This is a genomic window from Citrobacter sp. Cf072 (assembly GCF_030334485.1).
Lineage (GTDB): Bacteria > Pseudomonadota > Gammaproteobacteria > Enterobacterales > Enterobacteriaceae > Citrobacter > Citrobacter freundii.
On record NZ_JAOWDX010000045.1, the window covers coordinates 232,948 to 252,077 of the forward strand.

24 protein-coding genes are annotated in these 19,130 nt (G+C 52.1%); 13 read left to right on the top strand and 11 right to left on the bottom strand.

Translation table 11 applies throughout. The features are described 5' to 3' along the window. Window positions 1-4 precede the first annotated feature (4 nt). From rpoN to OGX66_RS13455, 7 genes are read right to left on the bottom strand one after another with little or no spacing between them, the layout of a single operon-like run. Window positions 5-1,438: an RNA polymerase factor sigma-54 gene (gene rpoN, locus OGX66_RS13425; RefSeq protein ID WP_003025074.1), complete on the bottom strand. Its 1,434-nt coding sequence runs from the start codon at window positions 1,436-1,438 to the stop codon at window positions 5-7. Between the two features lie 46 nt (window positions 1,439-1,484). Further along, window positions 1,485-2,210: an LPS export ABC transporter ATP-binding protein gene (gene lptB, locus OGX66_RS13430; protein WP_286511654.1), complete on the bottom strand. Its 726-nt coding sequence runs from the start codon at window positions 2,208-2,210 to the stop codon at window positions 1,485-1,487. Window positions 2,211-2,216: 6 nt separating this feature from the next. Then, window positions 2,217-2,765, bottom strand: coding sequence for a lipopolysaccharide ABC transporter substrate-binding protein LptA (gene lptA / locus OGX66_RS13435; RefSeq protein WP_003025070.1), 549 nt, complete (start codon window positions 2,763-2,765; stop codon window positions 2,217-2,219). Continuing rightward, complete coding sequence (lptC, locus tag OGX66_RS13440; RefSeq protein WP_003025068.1) at window positions 2,734-3,309, bottom strand: LPS export ABC transporter periplasmic protein LptC; 576 nt, start codon at window positions 3,307-3,309, stop codon at window positions 2,734-2,736. The genes lptA and lptC overlap by 32 nt, the downstream gene beginning before the upstream one ends. After that, window positions 3,306-3,872 (bottom strand): 3-deoxy-manno-octulosonate-8-phosphatase KdsC, encoded by a 567-nt coding sequence (kdsC, locus tag OGX66_RS13445; protein ID WP_088903014.1) that lies wholly within the window; start codon window positions 3,870-3,872, stop codon window positions 3,306-3,308. Before kdsC ends, lptC begins: the two co-directional genes overlap by 4 nt. 20 nt (window positions 3,873-3,892) lie before the next feature. Then, window positions 3,893-4,879 carry an arabinose-5-phosphate isomerase KdsD gene (kdsD, locus tag OGX66_RS13450; RefSeq protein ID WP_003025063.1) on the bottom strand — a complete coding sequence of 329 codons (987 nt, stop codon included), beginning with the start codon at window positions 4,877-4,879 and terminating at the stop codon, window positions 3,893-3,895. Between the two features lie 13 nt (window positions 4,880-4,892). Continuing rightward, window positions 4,893-5,870: a calcium/sodium antiporter gene (locus OGX66_RS13455; protein WP_003839941.1), complete on the bottom strand. Its 978-nt coding sequence runs from the start codon at window positions 5,868-5,870 to the stop codon at window positions 4,893-4,895. 215 nt (window positions 5,871-6,085) lie between these two features. On the opposite strand from OGX66_RS13455, the gene mlaF reads away from it, so the two are divergent. The 7 genes from mlaF (at window position 6,086) to murA (ending at window position 10,934) form a co-directional block, all read left to right on the top strand. After that, window positions 6,086-6,886 (top strand): phospholipid ABC transporter ATP-binding protein MlaF, encoded by an 801-nt coding sequence (mlaF, locus tag OGX66_RS13460; protein ID WP_088903015.1) that lies wholly within the window; start codon window positions 6,086-6,088, stop codon window positions 6,884-6,886. 19 nt (window positions 6,887-6,905) lie between these two features. Next, window positions 6,906-7,688 carry a lipid asymmetry maintenance ABC transporter permease subunit MlaE gene (gene mlaE / locus OGX66_RS13465; RefSeq protein ID WP_003025053.1) on the top strand — a complete coding sequence of 261 codons (783 nt, stop codon included), beginning with the start codon at window positions 6,906-6,908 and terminating at the stop codon, window positions 7,686-7,688. A gap of 4 nt (window positions 7,689-7,692) precedes the next feature. Next, window positions 7,693-8,250: an outer membrane lipid asymmetry maintenance protein MlaD gene (gene mlaD / locus OGX66_RS13470; RefSeq protein ID WP_003025050.1), complete on the top strand. Its 558-nt coding sequence runs from the start codon at window positions 7,693-7,695 to the stop codon at window positions 8,248-8,250. Between the two features lie 18 nt (window positions 8,251-8,268). Continuing rightward, the gene (gene mlaC / locus OGX66_RS13475; protein ID WP_003025047.1) at window positions 8,269-8,904 is read left to right on the top strand and encodes a phospholipid-binding protein MlaC; all 636 of its coding nucleotides are present in this window, start codon (window positions 8,269-8,271) and stop codon (window positions 8,902-8,904) included. Beyond that, window positions 8,904-9,197, top strand: coding sequence for a lipid asymmetry maintenance protein MlaB (mlaB, locus tag OGX66_RS13480; RefSeq protein WP_003025045.1), 294 nt, complete (start codon window positions 8,904-8,906; stop codon window positions 9,195-9,197). The genes mlaC and mlaB overlap by 1 nt, the downstream gene beginning before the upstream one ends. A gap of 169 nt (window positions 9,198-9,366) precedes the next feature. Then, complete coding sequence (gene ibaG, locus OGX66_RS13485) at window positions 9,367-9,621, top strand: BolA family iron metabolism protein IbaG (protein ID WP_003025040.1); 255 nt, start codon at window positions 9,367-9,369, stop codon at window positions 9,619-9,621. Between the two features lie 53 nt (window positions 9,622-9,674). Then, window positions 9,675-10,934: a UDP-N-acetylglucosamine 1-carboxyvinyltransferase gene (gene murA / locus OGX66_RS13490; protein WP_003839949.1), complete on the top strand. Its 1,260-nt coding sequence runs from the start codon at window positions 9,675-9,677 to the stop codon at window positions 10,932-10,934. 56 nt (window positions 10,935-10,990) lie between these two features. On the opposite strand, the gene sfsB is transcribed toward murA, so the two are convergent. Continuing rightward, window positions 10,991-11,275, bottom strand: coding sequence for a DNA-binding transcriptional regulator SfsB (sfsB, locus tag OGX66_RS13495; RefSeq protein WP_003839952.1), 285 nt, complete (start codon window positions 11,273-11,275; stop codon window positions 10,991-10,993). Between the two features lie 224 nt (window positions 11,276-11,499). Then, window positions 11,500-12,471 carry an octaprenyl diphosphate synthase gene (gene ispB / locus OGX66_RS13500; RefSeq protein ID WP_003025033.1) on the bottom strand — a complete coding sequence of 324 codons (972 nt, stop codon included), beginning with the start codon at window positions 12,469-12,471 and terminating at the stop codon, window positions 11,500-11,502. A gap of 258 nt (window positions 12,472-12,729) precedes the next feature. On the opposite strand from ispB, the gene rplU reads away from it, so the two are divergent. The 4 genes from rplU to cgtA all read left to right on the top strand — a co-directional run bounded on the left by rplU (window position 12,730) and on the right by cgtA (window position 15,599). Beyond that, window positions 12,730-13,041 carry a 50S ribosomal protein L21 gene (gene rplU / locus OGX66_RS13505; RefSeq protein ID WP_003025032.1) on the top strand — a complete coding sequence of 104 codons (312 nt, stop codon included), beginning with the start codon at window positions 12,730-12,732 and terminating at the stop codon, window positions 13,039-13,041. A gap of 19 nt (window positions 13,042-13,060) precedes the next feature. After that, a complete protein-coding gene (gene rpmA, locus OGX66_RS13510) occupies window positions 13,061-13,318 on the top strand; it encodes a 50S ribosomal protein L27 (RefSeq protein ID WP_003025030.1) in 258 nt (85 codons plus the stop codon). A 127-nt stretch (window positions 13,319-13,445) separates the two neighbouring features. Then, window positions 13,446-14,411 (top strand): DMT family transporter, encoded by a 966-nt coding sequence (locus OGX66_RS13515; protein WP_003025028.1) that lies wholly within the window; start codon window positions 13,446-13,448, stop codon window positions 14,409-14,411. A 15-nt stretch (window positions 14,412-14,426) separates the two neighbouring features. Then, window positions 14,427-15,599, top strand: coding sequence for an Obg family GTPase CgtA (gene cgtA, locus OGX66_RS13520; RefSeq protein WP_044714524.1), 1,173 nt, complete (start codon window positions 14,427-14,429; stop codon window positions 15,597-15,599). Between the two features lie 92 nt (window positions 15,600-15,691). Here the strand turns inward: cgtA and dacB are convergent, their stop codons facing one another. Next, window positions 15,692-17,125 carry a serine-type D-Ala-D-Ala carboxypeptidase gene (dacB, locus tag OGX66_RS13525; protein ID WP_003839958.1) on the bottom strand — a complete coding sequence of 478 codons (1,434 nt, stop codon included), beginning with the start codon at window positions 17,123-17,125 and terminating at the stop codon, window positions 15,692-15,694. Between the two features lie 248 nt (window positions 17,126-17,373). Between dacB and greA the strand changes: the two genes are divergently transcribed. After that, complete coding sequence (gene greA, locus OGX66_RS13530) at window positions 17,374-17,850, top strand: transcription elongation factor GreA (RefSeq protein WP_003025019.1); 477 nt, start codon at window positions 17,374-17,376, stop codon at window positions 17,848-17,850. 153 nt (window positions 17,851-18,003) lie between these two features. On the opposite strand, the gene yhbY is transcribed toward greA, so the two are convergent. Further along, complete coding sequence (yhbY, locus tag OGX66_RS13535; protein ID WP_003025016.1) at window positions 18,004-18,297, bottom strand: ribosome assembly RNA-binding protein YhbY; 294 nt, start codon at window positions 18,295-18,297, stop codon at window positions 18,004-18,006. 125 nt (window positions 18,298-18,422) lie between these two features. On the opposite strand from yhbY, the gene rlmE reads away from it, so the two are divergent. Continuing rightward, entirely contained in the window at window positions 18,423-19,052 is a 630-nt protein-coding gene (gene rlmE / locus OGX66_RS13540) for a 23S rRNA (uridine(2552)-2'-O)-methyltransferase RlmE (RefSeq protein ID WP_003025015.1), read from the top strand. The last annotated feature ends 78 nt before the right edge of the window (window positions 19,053-19,130 follow it).

Consider the following 19,130-nt stretch of genomic DNA (forward strand, 5'->3'; position numbering starts at 1 on the left):
TGAGTCAGACCAGCTGTTTGCGCTGGTTAGACGGCGGAATGGATAAAGACTCTCGGTACTTCGCAACGGTGCGGCGTGCCACCATGATACCCTGTTCTGACAGCATAGAGGTTAACTTGCTGTCACTCAGTGGTTTCGCGGGGTTTTCCGCAGCAATTAATTTCTTCACCAGCGCACGGATCGCCGTGGATGAGGCTTCGCCTCCACCTTCAGTGTTAACGTGACTGGAAAAGAAATACTTCAATTCAAAAATGCCGCGCGGACTGTGCAGATACTTTTGCGTGGTCACACGGGAAATGGTCGATTCGTGCATCTCGACGGCCTGGGCGATATCCGCCAGTACCATCGGTTTCATAAACTCTTCACCTTGCTCAAAGAAGGCTTGCTGTTGCTCCACGATGCAGCGACTTACGCGCAGCAGTGTATCATTGCGGCTTTCCAGGCTTTTAATCAGCCACTTCGCATCCTGTAGATTGCTACGTATAAACTGACTGTCGGCATCGTTGCGCGCGCTATTGCACATAGCGGCGTAGTGCTGGTTGATCTGCAGTCGTGGGATGCTGTCGCTGTTGAGTTCGACCACCCAGCGATCGTTATGCTTACGCACCAGCACATCCGGAATAACGTATTCTGGTTCACCAGTCTGGATCGACTGCCCAGGCCTTGGATCCAGTGACTGAATAAGATTGACGGCTTCTTTTAGCACGTCTTCTTTCAGTCGGGTCACGCGCATCAGTGTGCGGAAGTCATGGTTGGCTAACAGATCGAGATGATCGCTGATGATCAGACGCGCTTCTTCCAGCCACGGTGTGGCTTTATCAAACTGCGAAAGTTGGATTAGTAAGCAGTCGCGGAGATCTTTGGCGGCCACGCCTACGGGATCAAAGCGCTGAACGCGTTTAAGCACGGCTTCGATTTCGTCCATACCGACGTCGTCATCGCCCATGCTTTCGAGAATATCGTCCAGGGTCACGGTGAGATAACCGGTTTCGTCTACCGCATCCACAATGGATGTCGCAATGGCGCGATCGGTATCCGAGAACGGGGTCAGTTCCACTTGCCACATCAGGTAATCCTGTAGTGATTGCGTGGTCTCACCCTGATACACAGGCAGCTCGTCGTCGATGTAATCTCCGCTGGTGCCCGAAGGCGTCCCGGCGGTGTAAATTTCATCCCAACTGGCATCAAGTGGCAGCTCCTCAGGCATCTCTTTTTGTTCGAGAGCATCAGCGGTGTCGAGGGTTTCGCTGTCCTGTTTTTCCTGGGTATCAATTTCGTCGTGAAGATCGGTTTGCTCGAGCAGTGGGTTACTTTCCAGCGCTTGCTGAAGTTCTTGCTGAAGTTCCAGCGTGGACAGCTGCAACAGACGGATAGCCTGTTGTAGCTGAGGCGTCATCGCCAGTTGTTGGCTAAGCCTGAGTTGCAAACCTTGCTTCATGTTCAGAGTTGTTTTCTCCTGCGGTGACGTGAAGTCTTCTACCCTATCAGAGTCTGAAGTCTTCCCCAAGGTATACGCGCTTAACGTGCTCATCCTGCAGTATTTCTGTTGGCGTGCCGTGCGCGATCAGTTGCCCCTGACTCACGATATAGGCGCGCTCACACACTGCCAGCGTTTCGCGGACGTTATGGTCGGTAATCAGCACGCCAAGGCCGCTGTCGCGCAGGTGTTCGATGATCCGTTTGATATCAATAACGGAAATCGGGTCAACACCGGCAAACGGTTCATCCAGCAGGATAAATTTCGGATTAGCGGCCAGTGCGCGGGCGATCTCCACGCGGCGTCGTTCACCACCGGAGAGCGACTGCCCCATACTGTCACGCAGGTGTTCGATGTGGAATTCTTCCATCAGCTCGTTGGCGCGATCTTCCCGCTGCTCGCTGGTCAGATCGTCACGAATTTGCAGTACCGCCATCAGGTTATCAAACACGCTCAGACGACGGAAAATCGATGCTTCCTGCGGTAAGTAGCCGATGCCGCGACGCGCGCGTGCATGCAGAGGCAGCAGGCTGATGTCTTCGTCATCAATGATAATGTTACCCGCATCGCGCGGGACAATGCCGACCACCATGTAAAAGGTTGTTGTCTTGCCTGCACCGTTAGGACCGAGCAGACCGACGATCTCCCCGGAGTTGACGGTCAGACTGACATCTTCCACCACACGACGGCCTTTATAGGCTTTTGCAAGGTTCTTTGCAGTTAATGTTGCCATAACGAATCAGTTACCTTTTTTCTCTGCCGGAGCCTTGTTTTTGTCCTGCAACTGCGACGGAACCAGAACGGTGGTGACGCGTTTGCCTTTATCGCTGAAGGCCTGCATTTTCTGCTCTTTTACCAGATAGGTGATCTTATCGCCCGTGATGTTGCTATCGAGCTGTTCCAGATACGCCTTGCCGGTAAGCACGACAAAGTCTTTCGCCAGTTCATAGTGCATCTGCGAGGCGCGGCCTTTAACCGGTTTACCGTTGTCCTGCATCTGGTAAAACGTCGCTGGATTGCCATAGCCGTCAATCACTTCTTTGCCGTCTTCGCCGCCAGGACGGGTCACGACGACTTTATCGGCGTTAATTTTGATGGTGCCCTGAGTCACAATCACGTTGCCAGTAAACGTCACCACGTTGCCCTGCATATCCAGGGACTGCTGGTCCGACTCAATGTGAATCGGCTGCTCGGTATCGCCGGTGACGGCAAATGCCGGAATGCTGGCGGCCAGAAGTGAGCTGGCAAGTACAAGATTAAGGCTGAGTTTGTTTGTTTTGGATTTCATATGAGGTTCTAACCTTTTCAATCAGCTCGGCGTTCTTGCTGCGTAAGTTGCCGCGCATCTTCAGTCCGCTGGAGTTAAATGTTGTGCCATACAACGTCACCAGATCATCGGAAGTGACATCTTGTGTCACCAGGTTAATCTGCGCGTTATCGGTCGTAATTCTGCGTAGTTGAGAGTCAGGCACCAGGGCGTTAACCTCAACATGGCCGTACAGATACAGCATCCGATCGTTGGTCAATTTGGCTTTATCGGCCTTGATCGTCCAGGTCGGTACTTTATCCTTATCAAATGTGGTTAATACTGGTTGAGTAAACCACGAAACCGCTTGTTCCGAATAATATTCAACGTGTTGTGCGATCAAGTGATAGCTCAGCGCGCCTTCCGGACTATACACGACGGTATCAGTATGTTCGCTCTTATAGGTTGGCTCGTTGTTATTGACGACGACCTGAGCGGTGTCCTCTTTGTCTGCCAGATTAATACCAATCATCACAAGGACAGCCAGCGACAGTAGAATGATAACCCAACGTCTGGTTTTGCTCATATCGATTGCCCTTTGGCCTCGTCCAGTTTGCCCTGCGCCAGGAGTAATAAATCGCAGACTTCACGCACAGCGCCACGTCCCCCATTAATACGGGTGACATAATCGGCCCGTGGGATCAGCAAAGGGTGGGCATCTGCCACCGCGACGCTCAATCCCACTTGTGCCATCACCGGCCAGTCGATCAGGTCATCGCCAACGTAGGCGACATTCTCCGGCGCGATCGCCAGTTTGCTAAGGAGATCGCCAAAGGCAACCAGTTTGTCTGACTGCCCCTGATACAGGTGGGTGATCCCCAAAGTGGCACAGCGATCTTCTACAAGTTTAGCCTTTCGTCCGGTAATAATGGCAACCTCAATACCGGAAGTGAGCGCACAGCGAATTCCGTAACCATCGCGGACGTTAAAAGCCTTCAGCTCTTCACCGTTGTTGCCCATATAAATCAGACCATCAGACAGTACGCCATCCACATCCAGGATCAGCAAACGGATGTTTTCTGCCTGGGTGATAACTTCTGCGCTGACGGGTCCATAACAGGTCGCAAGCGACGCACCTGCTTTACTCATTTTCGTTATCCTTGAGTTTCTTACACTACACCTGCACGTAGCAGATCATGCATATGTAACACACCGAGTAACTGGTCGCCATCAGCAACCATTACCGAGGTGATATGGCGGGACTGCATTAAGTTCAGGGCATCGACGGCAAGAATACCCGGACGCACGCGAATGCCTCCAGGGGTCATCACATCGGCAATGCCTAACTGGCGTACATCAACGCCCATATCGAAGACACGACGTAAATCACCATCGGTGAAAATACCGTCAATCTTCATGGCATCATCGCAAATGACGGTCATGCCGAGATTTTTACGCGTGATCTCAATTAAGGCGTCACGCAGGCTGGCGTTTTTGGTTACATGCGGGATCTCGTCGCCCGTATGCATAATATCGTTAACGCGCAGTAAAAGCTTACGGCCCAGTGCCCCACCGGGATGAGACAACGCAAAATCTTCCGCGGTAAAGCCGCGCGCTTTTAATAATGCCACCGCAAGGGCATCGCCCATCACCAGTGTTGCTGTCGTGCTGCTGGTCGGCGCCAGGCCTAACGGACAAGCTTCCTTGGGCACTTTAACACACAGATGCACATCTGCTGCACGCGCCATACTGCTTTCCGGACGACCGGTCATGCAGATAAGCGGTACATGAAGACGTTTTAATACCGGGATCAGCGCCGCTATCTCATTGGATTCACCGGAGTTAGAGATGGCGATGACCACATCCTGCGGCGAGACCATACCCAGATCGCCATGTGCAGCTTCGCCTGGGTGTACAAAAAATGAGGGGGTGCCGGTGCTGGCAAATGTGGCTGCCATTTTCCGCCCGATATGGCCGGATTTCCCCATTCCCATCACCACGACTTTGCCCGGGCAACTGAATATTTTCTCGCATGCGAGGGTAAAATTTTGGTTGATGTACTGATCAAGCTCCGCCAGGCCTTCACGTTCAATTGCCAGGACTTCCTTGCCTGCTTGCTGAAAGTCAAAACCCGGTTGCAACTCTAAGTGCGACATAATGCGTTTCCAGTTATCCAACGAGAAGTGGCGATAACCAATACAGCATCGCCAGCCATATGATAAAACCGCCGGTCAGCAGCGCGCCCGCGCCGCGACCAATCTGGCGCGGACGTCGCCAGCAGAGTAATGCAAAAATAACGCTCACCAGCAGCATGACGCTGTAGTCCCGGACGAAGGCCATAGGATTGACTTCGCCCGGCGTAATCAGCGCCGGTAGCCCGAGGACGATAACAATATTAAAAATGTTCGCGCCGATAATGTTACCGACGGCAATATCGTTTTCACCTTTACGCAGACCCGCAATCGCCGTTGCCAGTTCCGGCAGGCTGGTACCAATGGCGACCACCGTCAACCCGATGGTGAGTTCGCTCATGGCGAAATAGTTCGCCAGTACGGTAGCGTTATCTACCACCATACGCGTAGCCATAGGCATAATAATCAGCGCAATACCCAACCACAAAAATGCGACGGGTAACCCGCCTTCGCGCGGCAGCTCAGCTATCTGCTCGCGTGTCAGGCTGTCATTGCCTTGTCGCTCGGCCAGACGGGCGATTTTAACAATGAATAGCAGCCATAGCACGGCCAGGAGCAGAAGAAAGAAACCGTCGCTGCGGCTCAACTGCCCGTCATACAGGACGGATGCAGCTAAAATACTTACCAGCAACATTAGCGGTAATTCACGACGCAGAACATCAGAATGCACGGTAAAAGGATGAATCAGCGCCGACAGGCCTAAAATAAGCAGAATGTTGGTGATGTTAGAACCTATGGCGGTCCCGACAGCCAGATCGAGTTGCCCATTCATCGATGCGGCAACGGAGACAATGATCTCGGGTAACGACGTACCAATGCTGACCACGGTCATTCCGATGATAATGGGGGGAATACCGACGTTTCGACATAAAATGGATGCGGCAAATACCAGACGGTCGGCACCGTAGACCACCAGAAGTAAACCAATTATTAACAGCGCCGTCGCTAAAAGCATCTAAAGTCCTTTCTTCAGGTATACTCGCCGGTCCTCTTGAAGGATCTTCTGGAAGCCGTAACGAAGTCTTAATTTTGACTTTATGCGGCTAAAAAGTAAAACAAATGCCAGCTTTCGCTAACCAGGACAGGCAATAATCTGTAAATATGTTGAGTTCAGGGCTAAATTGAGCGCCAAACTCTTCGATCAACAAGGCAATAGTAAAGGATGAATCAATGGGGCAGTCTGTGGCGAATCTAGTCAATATGCGCGATGTCAGCTTTTCCCGGGGTGACCGCTGCATCTTTGATAATATTTCCCTGACGGTACCGCGCGGTAAAGTGACGGCAATCATGGGGCCATCAGGCATCGGCAAAACGACGCTGTTGCGTCTGATTGGCGGACAGATCTCACCGGATAAGGGCGAGATTCTGTTTGACGGTGAGAACGTCCCGGCCATGTCCCGTTCGCGTTTATTTACCGTGCGTAAGCGCATGAGTATGCTGTTTCAGTCAGGTGCGCTATTTACCGACATGAATGTGTTTGACAACGTTGCGTACCCTCTGCGCGAGCATACGACGTTGCCAGCGCCGTTGCTGAAGAGCACGGTGATGATGAAGCTCGAGGCCGTCGGTCTTCGGGGTGCGGCCAAATTAATGCCTTCTGAATTATCCGGCGGGATGGCGCGCCGCGCTGCGTTAGCGCGTGCTATCGCGCTGGAGCCTGACCTCATTATGTTTGATGAGCCGTTCGTCGGTCAGGATCCCATCACCATGGGCGTGCTGGTGAAGTTGATTTCAGAACTGAACAGTGCGCTGGGTGTTACCTGTGTGGTGGTATCCCATGATGTGCCTGAAGTACTGAGTATTGCGGATTACGCCTATATAATGGCGGACAAAAAAATAGTGGCCTACGGTAGTGCTCAGGCACTACAAGAAAATGCCGATCCGCGCGTACGCCAGTTCCTTGACGGCATTGCCGATGGACCGGTTCCGTTCCGTTACCCGGCGGGTGACTACCATATCGATTTACTCTAAACAGGGAGTTAAGCCACCCATGTTGTTAAATGCGCTGGCATCACTCGGACATCGAGGAATAAAAACCCTCAGGACGTTCGGGCGAGCCGGATTAATGTTGTTCAATGCGGTTGTCGGCAAACCGGAGTTTCGCAAACATGCGCCGCTGCTGATACGCCAGCTTTATAATGTCGGTGTCTTATCGATGCTGATCATTATTGTGTCAGGCGTATTCATCGGTATGGTGTTGGGATTGCAGGGATACCTGGTGCTGACGACCTACAGTGCGGAAACCAGCCTCGGTATGCTGGTGGCGCTGTCATTGTTACGTGAGCTGGGGCCGGTTGTTGCGGCGCTGCTGTTTGCCGGGCGGGCCGGATCGGCCTTAACTGCAGAGATTGGCCTGATGAGAGCGACCGAGCAGCTTTCCAGCCTGGAAATGATGGCCGTCGATCCACTGCGCCGGGTGATCTCTCCGCGTTTTTGGGCCGGTGTCATTTCATTGCCGCTGCTAACGATTATATTTGTCGCCGTGGGGATCTGGGGTGGTTCACTGGTTGGCGTAAGCTGGAAGGGTATTGATGCGGGCTTTTTCTGGTCGGCTATGCAAAATGCCGTCGACTGGCGTCTGGACCTGGTCAACTGTCTGATTAAGAGCGTGGTGTTCGCCATTACGGTCACCTGGATTGCATTGTTCAATGGTTATGATGCGATCCCGACCTCTGCCGGGATTAGCCGGGCAACGACACGCACCGTTGTGCACGCCTCTCTTGCCGTTCTGGGGCTGGATTTTGTGCTGACCGCACTGATGTTTGGGAATTGAGTTCATGCAAACGAAAAAAAATGAAATTTGGGTCGGGTTATTCCTGCTGGTTGCGCTGCTGGCTGCGCTGTTTGTCTGCCTGAAGGCGGCGAACGTTACCTCAATGCGTACTGAGCCGACTTACACGATTTATGCGACCTTTGATAATATCGGCGGCCTGAGAGAGCGTTCTCCGGTGCGGATTGGCGGGGTGGTAGTTGGACGCGTATCGGACATCTCGTTAGATCCGAAAACGTACCTGCCGCGCGTGACGCTGGAAATCGAATCGCGTTTTAACCATATCCCTGACACCAGTTCTCTGAGCATCCGTACTTCCGGTCTGCTGGGCGAACAGTATCTGGCATTGAACGTGGGTTTTGAAGATCCTGAGCTGGGAACGTCTATCCTCAAAGATGGCGGTACGATTCAGGACACGAAATCCGCGATGGTGCTGGAAGATATGATTGGTCAGTTCCTTTACAACAGCAACAGCAAAGGTGATGACAATAAGAATTCTGGCGATGCGCCAGCCGCAACTGAAGGCAATAATGAAGCCACTACGCCTGCGGGCGCAACGAAATAATATCAGGAGAATCGACGTATGTTTAAACGATTGATGATGGTGGCTATGCTGGTGATTGCTCCACTTAGCGCGGCAACCGCAGCAGACCAGACTAACCCGTACAAACTGATGGATGAGGCGGCGCAAAAGACCTTTGACCGTCTGAAGAACGAGCAACCAAAAATCCGTTCCAACCCCGATTACCTGCGTCAGGTCGTCGATCAGGAACTGCTGCCTTATGTGCAGGTTAAGTATGCCGGTGCGCTGGTGCTGGGTCGTTACTACAAAGATGCGACTCCTGCCCAACGTGAAGCCTATTTTGCTGCATTCCGTGAATATCTGAAGCAGGCTTACGGCCAGGCACTGGCGATGTACCACGGCCAGACCTATCAGATTGCCCCTGAGCAGCCGTTGGGTGATGCGACCATCGTACCTATCCGCGTAACCATTATCGATCCAAACGGTCGTCCTCCGGTACGTCTGGATTTCCAGTGGCGTAAAAACTCCCAGACCGGTAACTGGCAGGCGTATGACATGATCGCCGAAGGCGTAAGTATGATCACCACCAAACAAAATGAGTGGAGCGACCTGCTGCGTACCAAAGGTATTGATGGCCTGACGGCACAGCTGAAATCTATTTCTCAGCAGAAAATCACTCTGGAAGAGAAAAAATAATGACGCAGTCACTCACCTGGACGCGCGAAGGCGACAAGCTGGTGCTGGTGGGAGAACTGGATCAGGACGTGTTAAATCCCTTATGGGATGCGCGAATTGAGGCGATGAAAGGGGTATCCTGCATCGATCTGAACCAGGTATCCCGGGTAGATACCGGCGGTCTGGCGTTACTGTTGCATCTGATTAATCAAGGCAAGCAGCAGGGAAACAGCGTTTCGCTCACTGGTGTTAACGATAAAGTGTACACGCTGGCGCAGCTTTACAATCTGCCTGACGACGTCCTTCCGCGTTAATTTTTCCAGGCCGGATAAGGTCTTGTGCCGCTATCCGGCAAAACCCCCGAGGGGGATCTGCCACTAATGCCTTGTCTGATTTATCAGCGAGGCTTTTTGCTTATTTATGACAGCGCCACTTTGCTCTAAGATGTTGGGCTGTTTTCACTATCTGACGAATGAAGAGCCCATGGAAAATAATGAAATTCAGAGCGTGCTGATGAATGCACTCTCCCTCCAGGAAGTCCACGTTTCTGGCGACGGCAGTCACTTTCAGGTTATTGCCGTGGGTGAGATGTTTGAAGGCATGAGCCGGGTCAAGAAGCAGCAATCGGTCTATGGCCCGTTGATGGAGTACATTGCGGACAACCGCATTCATGCCGTGTCGATTAAGGCGTTTACCCCAGCGGAATGGGCGCGCGATCGCAAACTTAACGGTTTTTGAGCTACGGGTGATGTGCCGGTAGCGAAGATAAATTCTAAACAGAGAACAGAATAATGGATAAATTTCGTGTTCAGGGGCCAACCAAGCTCCAGGGCGAAGTCACAATTTCAGGCGCTAAAAACGCCGCACTGCCGATCCTGTTTGCGGCGCTGCTGGCTGAAGAACCTGTAGAGATCCAAAACGTCCCGAAACTGAAGGACGTTGACACATCAATGAAGCTGTTGAGCCAGCTGGGTGCGAAAGTTGAGCGTAATGGTTCCGTGCACATTGATGCGCGTGATGTGAACGTCTTCTGTGCGCCGTACGATCTGGTGAAAACCATGCGTGCATCCATTTGGGCGCTCGGGCCGCTGGTTGCCCGCTTTGGTCAGGGCCAGGTTTCACTACCGGGCGGCTGCACCATCGGCGCGCGTCCGGTGGACCTGCACATTACCGGTCTGGAGCAGTTAGGCGCGACTATCAAGCTGGAAGAAGGCTATGTGAAAGCGTCCGTTGATGGCCGTCTGAAAGGCGCGCATATTGTCATGGACAAAGTGAGCGTCGGTGCGACTGTCACCATCATGTGTGCAGCAACGCTTGCCGAAGGCACCACCATCATCGAAAACGCTGCGCGCGAGCCGGAGATTGTGGATACCGCGAACTTCCTGATTGCGCTGGGCGCGAAGATCACTGGCCAGGGCACCGATCGTATTACGATCGAAGGCGTTGAGCGTCTCGGCGGCGGTGTGTATCGCGTTCTGCCAGACCGCATCGAAACCGGTACCTTCCTGGTGGCGGCGGCAATTTCTCGTGGCAAAATTATCTGCCGTAATGCACAACCGGACACACTGGATGCCGTTCTGGCGAAACTGCGTGATGCGGGTGCGGATATCGAAGTCGGCGACGACTGGATCAGCCTTGATATGCACGGCAAACGTCCGAAAGCGGTTAATGTGCGTACTGCGCCGCATCCGGCGTTCCCTACCGATATGCAGGCCCAGTTCACGCTGCTGAACCTGGTGGCAGAAGGGACCGGCTTCATCACGGAAACCGTGTTTGAGAACCGCTTTATGCACGTGCCTGAGCTGAGCCGTATGGGCGCTCACGCAGAAATCGAAAGCAATACCGTGATTTGCCACGGCGTGGAAACACTCTCAGGCGCACAGGTTATGGCGACCGATCTGCGTGCATCTGCAAGTTTAGTGCTGGCAGGTTGTATTGCTGAAGGTACAACAGTGGTCGATCGTATTTATCACATCGATCGCGGCTATGAGCGCATCGAAGATAAACTGCGTGCGCTGGGCGCAAACATTGAGCGCGTGAAAGGCGAGTAATCGTCAACGTCTCTTGTAACCCCCAGTTCAGTTGGCCGGGGGTTACAGCTCAATGTTCATTCCGGATTCTTTTTCTCTCTGCGACTCCTCATCATCCGCGTTCTGTCGATGAACTCATGCGTTTTGGCATCGTGATAGCGTGACGGCCAAATCACCCAGGGATCAGTTCCCAGTGCCCGGGCGATAATCAACTCACCTTTTGGCCATGGTCTCGTTAACGCATTTGCCAGCGTTGATGAACTCAATCCATTTTTACGTGATTCAGCGGCCATTGAGGTCCCTTTCTTGCGCAGTCCGGCGATGATGTCGGCCGGATGCCAGTCAATCAGCTTGTTTTCCATAAATTCATCTCTCCTTTGGTTAACGACTTACGGTTCCACGATCGGTTGTGGCGACACTATAACTCCCGAAGAACGAATGTTCTAAAATGTTCATGTAAAGTGTCTGTATATTCAGAATATGCCAAGGTTCTGCGTGATTATCCGGAGGAGAGTGGGGGGGGGGTACTAGAACTTATAAAAAAATCCCGTGCAGAGCACGGGATGAGGGAGGATGCTGTAGGGAATTAACGGTCGCGCTGTACGGCGATATGTGCCAGACCAATCAGCGCTTCTCTCCACGGCGTATCAGGCAGCACCTGCAACGCAGCGATGGCCTTATCTGCCTCTTCTTCTGCACGTTGGCGCGTCCACTCCAGGGAACCACAGGCGTTCATCGCTTCAAGAACCGGCTCCAGAAGGTGACGACCATTACCTTGCTCAATGGCCTGGCGGATCATTTGCGCTTGTTCTGGAGTACCGTGGCGCATGGCATGCAGCAGCGGCAGCGTAGGTTTACCCTCGTTGAGGTCATCACCGACGTTTTTACCCAACTGCTCGCCATCTGCGCTGTAATCCAGCAAATCGTCAATTAACTGGAAAGCTGTACCGAGATAACGGCCATAATCCTGCAACCCTTTTTCTTGTTCTTCGCTACAGCCAGCCAGAATGCCTGAACATTGGGCTGCCGCTTCAAACAACCGCGCCGTCTTACTGTAGATGACGCGCATATAGTTTTCTTCGGTGATGTCTGGGTCGTTGACGTTCATCAGCTGCAAGACTTCACCTTCGGCGATGACGTTGACTGCTTTCGACATGACTTCAAGCACTTTCAACGAGCCAAGGCTGGTCATCATCTGAAATGCGCGGGTATAGATAAAATCGCCAACCAGCACGCTGGCCGCATTACCAAACGCCGCATTTGCCGTAGCTTTCCCACGGCGCATGTCTGACTCATCCACAACATCATCGTGCAGCAGGGTCGCTGTGTGGATAAACTCGATGAGGGCCGCAATCGTAACGTGCGCATTTTCCTGGTAACCAACGGCCCGCGCTGCGAGGACGGCGATCATTGGGCGAATGCGTTTTCCGCCACCGCTAACGATGTAGTACCCCAGTTGATTGATCAACTGAACGTCAGAATTGAGCTGTTCAAGGATTGTCGCATTGACCCCCGCCATATCTTGCGCGGTTAACTCATTGATTTTTTCTAAATTCATCGCAAAAGCCGGGCTTCTCGCCCCGATTACCTTACTGTATGAGAAGGTAACGTCGGGTTTAGGGTTATAAATATATGCTGATTGTACTGAAAAAACGCCGTAGATAAACGTTACCGTACGTGTTGTGTTTTTTTTCTTCATGTATTGACGGTAGCACTTGTCAAAGGCTCGCGTTTTGCGTAATATTCGCGCCCTATTGTGAATATTTATAGCGCACTCTGAATCATCAAAAAGGTGTGCGCGGAAGCGGAGTTTTTTATGTACGCGGTTTTCCAAAGTGGTGGTAAACAACACCGAGTAAGCGAAGGTCAGACCGTTCGCCTGGAAAAGCTGGACATCGCAACTGGCGAATCTGTTGAATTCGCAGAAGTTCTGATGATCGCAAACGGTGAAGAAGTCAAAATCGGCGTTCCTTTCGTTGATGGCGGCGTTATCAAAGCTGAAGTGGTTGCTCACGGTCGTGGCGAGAAAGTTAAAATTGTTAAGTTTCGTCGTCGTAAACACTACCGTAAGCAGCAGGGCCATCGTCAGTGGTTCACTGATGTGAAAATCACTGGCATCAGCGCTTAAGTTAAGGGGAGCAGATTAAATGGCACATAAAAAGGCTGGCGGCTCGACTCGTAACGGTCGCGATTCAGAAGCTAAACGTCTGGGCGTAAAACGCTTCGGCGGTGAAACAGTTCTGGCTGGTAGCATCATCGTTCGTCAACGTGGTACTAAATTCCACGCTGGCTCTAACGTTGGTTGCGGCAAAGACCACACTCTGTTTGCTAAAGCAGACGGTAAAGTGAAATTTGAAGTGAAAGGCCCGAAAAACCGTAAATTCATCAGCATCGTTGCTGAATAAGTTTTTCGCGTCCCGGTAACGGATAAAAGCCCCGCAACACGTTGCGGGGCTTTTTACATTCGACGGCCGGTAAATACGCTCGTCACGCCGTGACAACCCGGAAACGAGCCCTTGCAGGGAATACGGCATGAAGCAACAGGCAGGCATTGGTATTCTGTTAGCACTCACAACGGCAGTATGTTGGGGGGCTTTGCCAATAGCAATGAAGCAAGTGCTGGAGGTGATGGAGCCTCCTACCGTGGTGTTCTACCGTTTTTTAATGGCAAGCATTGGCCTTGGCGCTATTCTTGCGGTTAAAAAAAAGCTCCCTCCGTTGCGTATTTTTCGCAAAGCGCGTTGGCTGGTGTTGCTGGCTATCGCAACCGGTGGGCTGTTCGGTAACTTCATTCTGTTTAGTTCATCCTTGCAGTATTTGAGCCCAACGGCTTCGCAGGTTATCGGCCAGCTGTCACCGGTTGGTATGATGATCGCCAGCGTCTTTATCCTCAAAGAAAAGATGCGTGGCACGCAAGTGATTGGCGCCATTATGCTTCTGAGCGGCCTGGTCCTGTTTTTTAATACCAGTCTGATCGAAATTTTTACCCGACTCACCGATTACACCTGGGGCGTTATCTTTGGTGTCGGTGCGGCGATGGTCTGGGTGAGCTATGGGGTCGCGCAAAAGGTGTTATTGCGCCGCCTGGCATCACCGCAGATCCTGTTTTTACTGTACACTTTATGTACGATAGCGTTGTTGCCGCTGGCTAAACCCGGTGTCATCACGCAGCTCAGCGACTGGCAGCTGGCATGCCTGGTATTCTGCGGCCTGAATACGCTGGTAGGATACGGCGCTCTTGCGGAAGCGATGGCGCGTTGGCAGGCGGCGCAGGTGAGCGCTATTATCACGCTCACACCGCTGTTTACGTTGTTATTTTCAGATTTATTATCACTGGCCTGGCCCGATTTCTTCGCCAGACCGATGCTAAACCTATTAGGTTATCTCGGTGCGTTTATCGTGGTTGCGGGCGCGATGTATTCCGCCATTGGTCATCGAATTTGGGGCGGTTTACGTAAGCATGAAACGGTGGTTTCGCAACCCCGCTCAGGCGAATGATTTACGGAGAGTAAAATGAAGTTTGTTGATGAAGCATCGATTCTGGTCGTTGCAGGTGATGGCGGTAATGGTTGCGTCAGCTTCCGCCGCGAAAAGTACATCCCAAAAGGCGGTCCGGACGGTGGTGATGGTGGTGACGGTGGTGACGTTTGGCTGGAAGCCGACGAAAACCTGAACACGCTGATCGATTACCGTTTTGAAAAATCATTCCGTGCGGAACGTGGTCAGAATGGCGCGAGCCGTGATTGCACCGGTAAGCGTGGCAAAGACGTCACGATTAAAGTGCCTGTTGGTACGCGTGTTATCGATCAGGGCACGGGCGAAACCATGGGCGACATGACCAAGCATGGTCAGCGTCTGATGGTCGCTAAAGGCGGCTGGCATGGTCTGGGCAACACCCGTTTCAAATCATCGGTTAACCGTACTCCGCGTCAGAAAACAATGGGTACGCCGGGTGATAAGCGCGATCTGATGCTGGAGCTGATGCTGCTGGCAGACGTGGGTATGCTGGGTATGCCAAATGCCGGGAAATCGACGTTTATCCGTGCAGTATCTGCGGCGAAGCCGAAAGTCGCTGATTATCCCTTCACCACCCTGGTGCCGAGCCTGGGCGTGGTGCGTATGGACAACGAAAAGAGCTTCGTGGTTGCCGACATTCCGGGGCTGATTGAAGGTGCGGCTGAAGGCGCAGGCCTGGGTATCCGCTTCCTGAAACATCTGGAACGTTGCCGCGTGTTGCTGCACCTCATCGATATCGATCCGATTGACGGTTCCGATCCGGTAGAAAACGCACGTATCATTATTGGCGAACTGGAAAAATACAGTCAGGATCTGGCATCTAAACCGCGCTGGTTAGTGTTCAACAAAATTGATTTGATGGACAAGGCTGAAGCGGAAGAGAAAGCGAAAACGATCGCCGAAGCGCTGGGCTGGGAAGGTAAATATTACCTGATCTCTGCCGCCAGCCAGCTGGGCGTGAAGGATCTTTGCTGGGATGTGATGACCTTTATCATCGAGAACCCGATTGTTCAGGCTGAAGAAGCGAAACAGCCAGAGAAAGTTGAGTTCATGTGGGATGATTATCACCGCCAGCAGCTCGCTGAAGTCGAAGACGAAGCGGAAGATGACTGGGATGACGATTGGGACGAAGAAGACGACGAAGGCGTCGAGTTCATCTACAAGCGTTAATCGCATGAAAAACCCCGGACAAGTTGCCGGGGTTTTTGTTTCCAGTTTGCGTAGGCCGGATAAGCGTAAGCGCCATCCGGCATCTTCAAAATCTAATTGTTCTGATAAATATCCTTGTACAACCGGCTCTCGAAGCGCACCAACGGAATACGGCGATTACGCTGGTCAGCCGGCTCTACCGCATAACCAGACAAATATTGCACGAATGCCATGCGTTGGCCGCTTGCCGTGGTAATGAAGCCAGCAAGGTTATAGACTCCTTGCAGCGAGCCTGTCTTCGCCGATACTTTGCCATCCACACCAGCCTGATGCAGACCCGCACGGTATTGCAGGGAGCCGTCGTGCCCCGCCAGCGGCAGCATAGTGATAAAGTTCAGCTCGTTATCGTGTTGAGCGATATATTGCAGCACCTGCATCATGGTTGCCGGGGCAATCAGGTTATGCCGGGAGAGGCCTGAACCGTCGGCAATAATGGTGTTGCCGATATCAACGCCCGCCTGCTGACGCAAAATCTGGCGTACGGCATCAGAACCCGCCCGCCAGGTGCCTGGCACGTTAAATCGGACATGACCAATCATACGGAAAACGGTATCGGCAATCATGTTGTCCGATTTTTTCAGCATAATCTTAAGCAGGTCATGCAGTGGCGCTGACTGCTTACTGGCGACCACCGTTCCCGGCTCGTTGACCAGCGTCTGGCGCAGCAGCGTACCGCTGTAGGTGATACCTGCTTGTTTTAGCTCATCTTTGATAATCGCCCCGGCATAGCTGGCTCCGTCCTGAATGGCGAACGCCAGCGGCAGCGGATCGGCTCGTTGGGGCAGGCATCCGGTCAGCGTATAGCGGTTGAGATCGCCGGGAACCACATCCAGTTCACAATATTGCGCTTCCGCAGAACCTCGGGCGAGAGTACGCACCTGACTGAACATGGTGACCGGGTAATAAGATGCCACGCGAATAAAGGCGAGATCGTTGGGTTTTTGCGCGCTGTAGAGTGAAACCGAGAAACAGTTTCTATCGACAATAGCCGCTGCGGGCGGTGCGCTAAAACACTGCGTCATGTCGTTCCAGGGCCAACCGGGCGCTTTATCATGACTGGCGAAAATAGAGGTGTCGATCAGGACATTTCCGGCAATTTGCGTCACGCCTGATTTTTTCAGGGTTGCCACCATATTGCGAATATCCTGGCGTTTTAGCGTCGGATCAGCACCAAATCGTGCCACTAAGTCACCTTTCAATACGCCGCCTTCCACGTTGCCTTTAGTCTCAAGCGTAGTGGTAAAACGAAAGTCAGGCCCGAGCTGAATCAATGCCGCCAGCGCGGTGATCACTTTCTGGGTACTGGCCGGCAGCGCCATCTGCTGGCTATGAAAATCAATAGCGGGTGCAGGTGCGCCAACCTTCTGTACCATAAGGGCGAGGTTGGCCCCGGCAGGGAGCTGATTGATATACTCGTCGACGTTCGCAGCCTGAACGCTGAACGCTATACTGGCAGTCAATCCGATGGTAAATCTGGAAAATCGCATAATCTCGCGCTAACAACCTGGAAACAGGCCGTCATACTACGGCGCAACGCCCCAAAAAGTAAACGATGACCCATAAGGAACTCCAGGGTAAAATGATCATCAAATAGAGAATTGTAGCTGACCTGGGACCTTGAGCCCCGGGTCGGTATTTTTTTGCTTCTGACTCTGGCATGACATTCGCCAGGGTGGGCTTAGCAGCCGGGGTGAGAGCAACTGCCCCCTACAGGAATGTTCAAGAGGTATAACAAATGCAAGCTATCCCGATGACCTTACGTGGTGCTGAAAAACTGCGCGAAGAGCTGGATTTTCTGAAATCTGTGCGCCGTCCTGAAATTATTGCCGCTATCGCTGAAGCGCGTGAGCACGGCGACCTGAAAGAGAACGCGGAGTATCACGCGGCGCGCGAACAGCAGGGTTTCTGCGAAGGACGCATTAAAGATATCGAGGCTAAACTGTCCAACGCGCAGGTAATCGACGTTACTAAAATGCCGAACAATGGCCGCGTTGTTTTCGGCGCGACGGTTACCGTGTTGAATCTCGATAACGATGAAGAGCAGACCTGGCGTATTGTCGGCGATGATGAAGCCGATTTTAAACAGAACCTGATTTCAGTGAACTCGCCTATCGCTCGTGGCCTTATCGGTAAAGAGCAGGATGACGTCGTGGTTATCAAAACGCCGGGCGGCGAAGTGGAATATGAAGTGACGAAAGTAGAATACCTGTAATTCGCATCTTGGTTAAGATGTTGATACATTGTAAAGAAAGGAAAAAGGCCGCATAGCGGCCTTTTATCAACGAAGAGAGCGTGGCATTTTGCTCTCCTGCTAGCGGAAAACCCCGCGTTTTACACAAACTTCGTGTTCAACTTTGGGATATTCTTAGCGTGGCAGCGAGATTTTACGTTCTTTAGTCGGGCGATACAGTACCAGCGTTTTGCCGATGACCTGCACATTACAGGCGCCGGTTTCGCGTACGATAGCTTCCACGATCAAGGTTTTAGTATCGCGATCTTCCGAGGCGATTTTCACCTTGATAAGTTCATGGTGCTCTAACGCTTGTTCAATCTCGGCCAGTACCCCTTCGGTCAAACCATTGTTGCCAAGCATAACTACAGGCTTGAGCGGATGTGCCAGACCTTTCAGGTGCTGTTTTTGTTTAGTACTCAGATTCATCGTATATTTTTGCTTACGTTGGGATTGAAAACGGGTCATTCTACCGCCATCTCCCATATATCACCAAATAGCTGTGTAGAAATTTACACCATTGGTTACGATGAACTGCCCTTTGGGAATGTGAAATGACAGGTAAAAAGCGTTCTGCCAGCTCGAGTCGCTGGCTTCAGGAACACTTTAGCGATAAATATGTTCAACAGGCGCAGAAAAAGGGGTTACGTTCCCGTGCCTGGTTTAAACTTGATGAAATACAGCAAAGTGACAAAATTTTTAAACCGGGGATGACGATAGTTGATCTCGGTGCTGCACCCGGTGGCTGGTCGCAATATGCAGTTACGCAGATCGGCAACACCGGCCGCATTATCGCTTGCGATCTTTTACCTATGGATCCAATCGTTGGTGTGGACTTCCTTCAGGGCGACTTTCGTGATGAATTAGTCCTGAAAGCGTTACTTGAACGCGTAGGTGACAGTAAAGTACAAGTTGTCATGTCTGATATGGCGCCAAATATGTGTGGAACACCGGCGGTGGATATTCCCCGGGCCATGTATCTGGTAGAGCTGGCGCTTGGAATGGCTCGTGATGTATTAGCGCCAGGTGGTAGTTTTGTAGTGAAGGTGTTCCAGGGCGAAGGCTTCGATGAGTATCTAAGAGAGATTCGCTCCCTGTTTACGAAGGTCAAAGTTCGTAAGCCGGACTCTTCTCGCGCCCGTTCGCGTGAAGTGTATATTGTAGCGACCGGGCGTAAACCATAACCGGCAGATTTCAAACGAAAGTTTGAAAGAAACTGGATATAGAGTATCCTGACGCTGTTTTTAACACAGTTGTAATAT

Coding starts and splice junctions, on each gene's coding strand:
- kdsD (WP_003025063.1), bottom strand. CDS start 4,879: ATGTCGCACTTAGAGTTGCAACCGGGTTTTGACTTTCAGCAAGCAGGC.
- OGX66_RS13515 (WP_003025028.1), top strand. CDS start 13,446: ATGAAGCAACAGGCAGGCATTGGTATTCTGTTAGCACTCACAACGGCA.
- rpoN (WP_003025074.1), bottom strand. CDS start 1,438: ATGAAGCAAGGTTTGCAACTCAGGCTTAGCCAACAACTGGCGATGACG.
- murA (WP_003839949.1), top strand. CDS start 9,675: ATGGATAAATTTCGTGTTCAGGGGCCAACCAAGCTCCAGGGCGAAGTC.
- greA (WP_003025019.1), top strand. CDS start 17,374: ATGCAAGCTATCCCGATGACCTTACGTGGTGCTGAAAAACTGCGCGAA.
- lptB (WP_286511654.1), bottom strand. CDS start 2,210: ATGGCAACATTAACTGCAAAGAACCTTGCAAAAGCCTATAAAGGCCGT.
- ispB (WP_003025033.1), bottom strand. CDS start 12,471: ATGAATTTAGAAAAAATCAATGAGTTAACCGCGCAAGATATGGCGGGG.
- kdsC (WP_088903014.1), bottom strand. CDS start 3,872: ATGAGTAAAGCAGGTGCGTCGCTTGCGACCTGTTATGGACCCGTCAGC.
- yhbY (WP_003025016.1), bottom strand. CDS start 18,297: ATGAATCTGAGTACTAAACAAAAACAGCACCTGAAAGGTCTGGCACAT.
- mlaB (WP_003025045.1), top strand. CDS start 8,904: ATGACGCAGTCACTCACCTGGACGCGCGAAGGCGACAAGCTGGTGCTG.
- lptA (WP_003025070.1), bottom strand. CDS start 2,765: ATGAAATCCAAAACAAACAAACTCAGCCTTAATCTTGTACTTGCCAGC.
- cgtA (WP_044714524.1), top strand. CDS start 14,427: ATGAAGTTTGTTGATGAAGCATCGATTCTGGTCGTTGCAGGTGATGGC.
- mlaC (WP_003025047.1), top strand. CDS start 8,269: ATGTTTAAACGATTGATGATGGTGGCTATGCTGGTGATTGCTCCACTT.
- mlaD (WP_003025050.1), top strand. CDS start 7,693: ATGCAAACGAAAAAAAATGAAATTTGGGTCGGGTTATTCCTGCTGGTT.
- mlaF (WP_088903015.1), top strand. CDS start 6,086: ATGGGGCAGTCTGTGGCGAATCTAGTCAATATGCGCGATGTCAGCTTT.
- rpmA (WP_003025030.1), top strand. CDS start 13,061: ATGGCACATAAAAAGGCTGGCGGCTCGACTCGTAACGGTCGCGATTCA.
- OGX66_RS13455 (WP_003839941.1), bottom strand. CDS start 5,870: ATGCTTTTAGCGACGGCGCTGTTAATAATTGGTTTACTTCTGGTGGTC.
- rplU (WP_003025032.1), top strand. CDS start 12,730: ATGTACGCGGTTTTCCAAAGTGGTGGTAAACAACACCGAGTAAGCGAA.
- rlmE (WP_003025015.1), top strand. CDS start 18,423: ATGACAGGTAAAAAGCGTTCTGCCAGCTCGAGTCGCTGGCTTCAGGAA.
- dacB (WP_003839958.1), bottom strand. CDS start 17,125: ATGCGATTTTCCAGATTTACCATCGGATTGACTGCCAGTATAGCGTTC.
- lptC (WP_003025068.1), bottom strand. CDS start 3,309: ATGAGCAAAACCAGACGTTGGGTTATCATTCTACTGTCGCTGGCTGTC.
- sfsB (WP_003839952.1), bottom strand. CDS start 11,275: ATGGAAAACAAGCTGATTGACTGGCATCCGGCCGACATCATCGCCGGA.
- mlaE (WP_003025053.1), top strand. CDS start 6,906: ATGTTGTTAAATGCGCTGGCATCACTCGGACATCGAGGAATAAAAACC.
- ibaG (WP_003025040.1), top strand. CDS start 9,367: ATGGAAAATAATGAAATTCAGAGCGTGCTGATGAATGCACTCTCCCTC.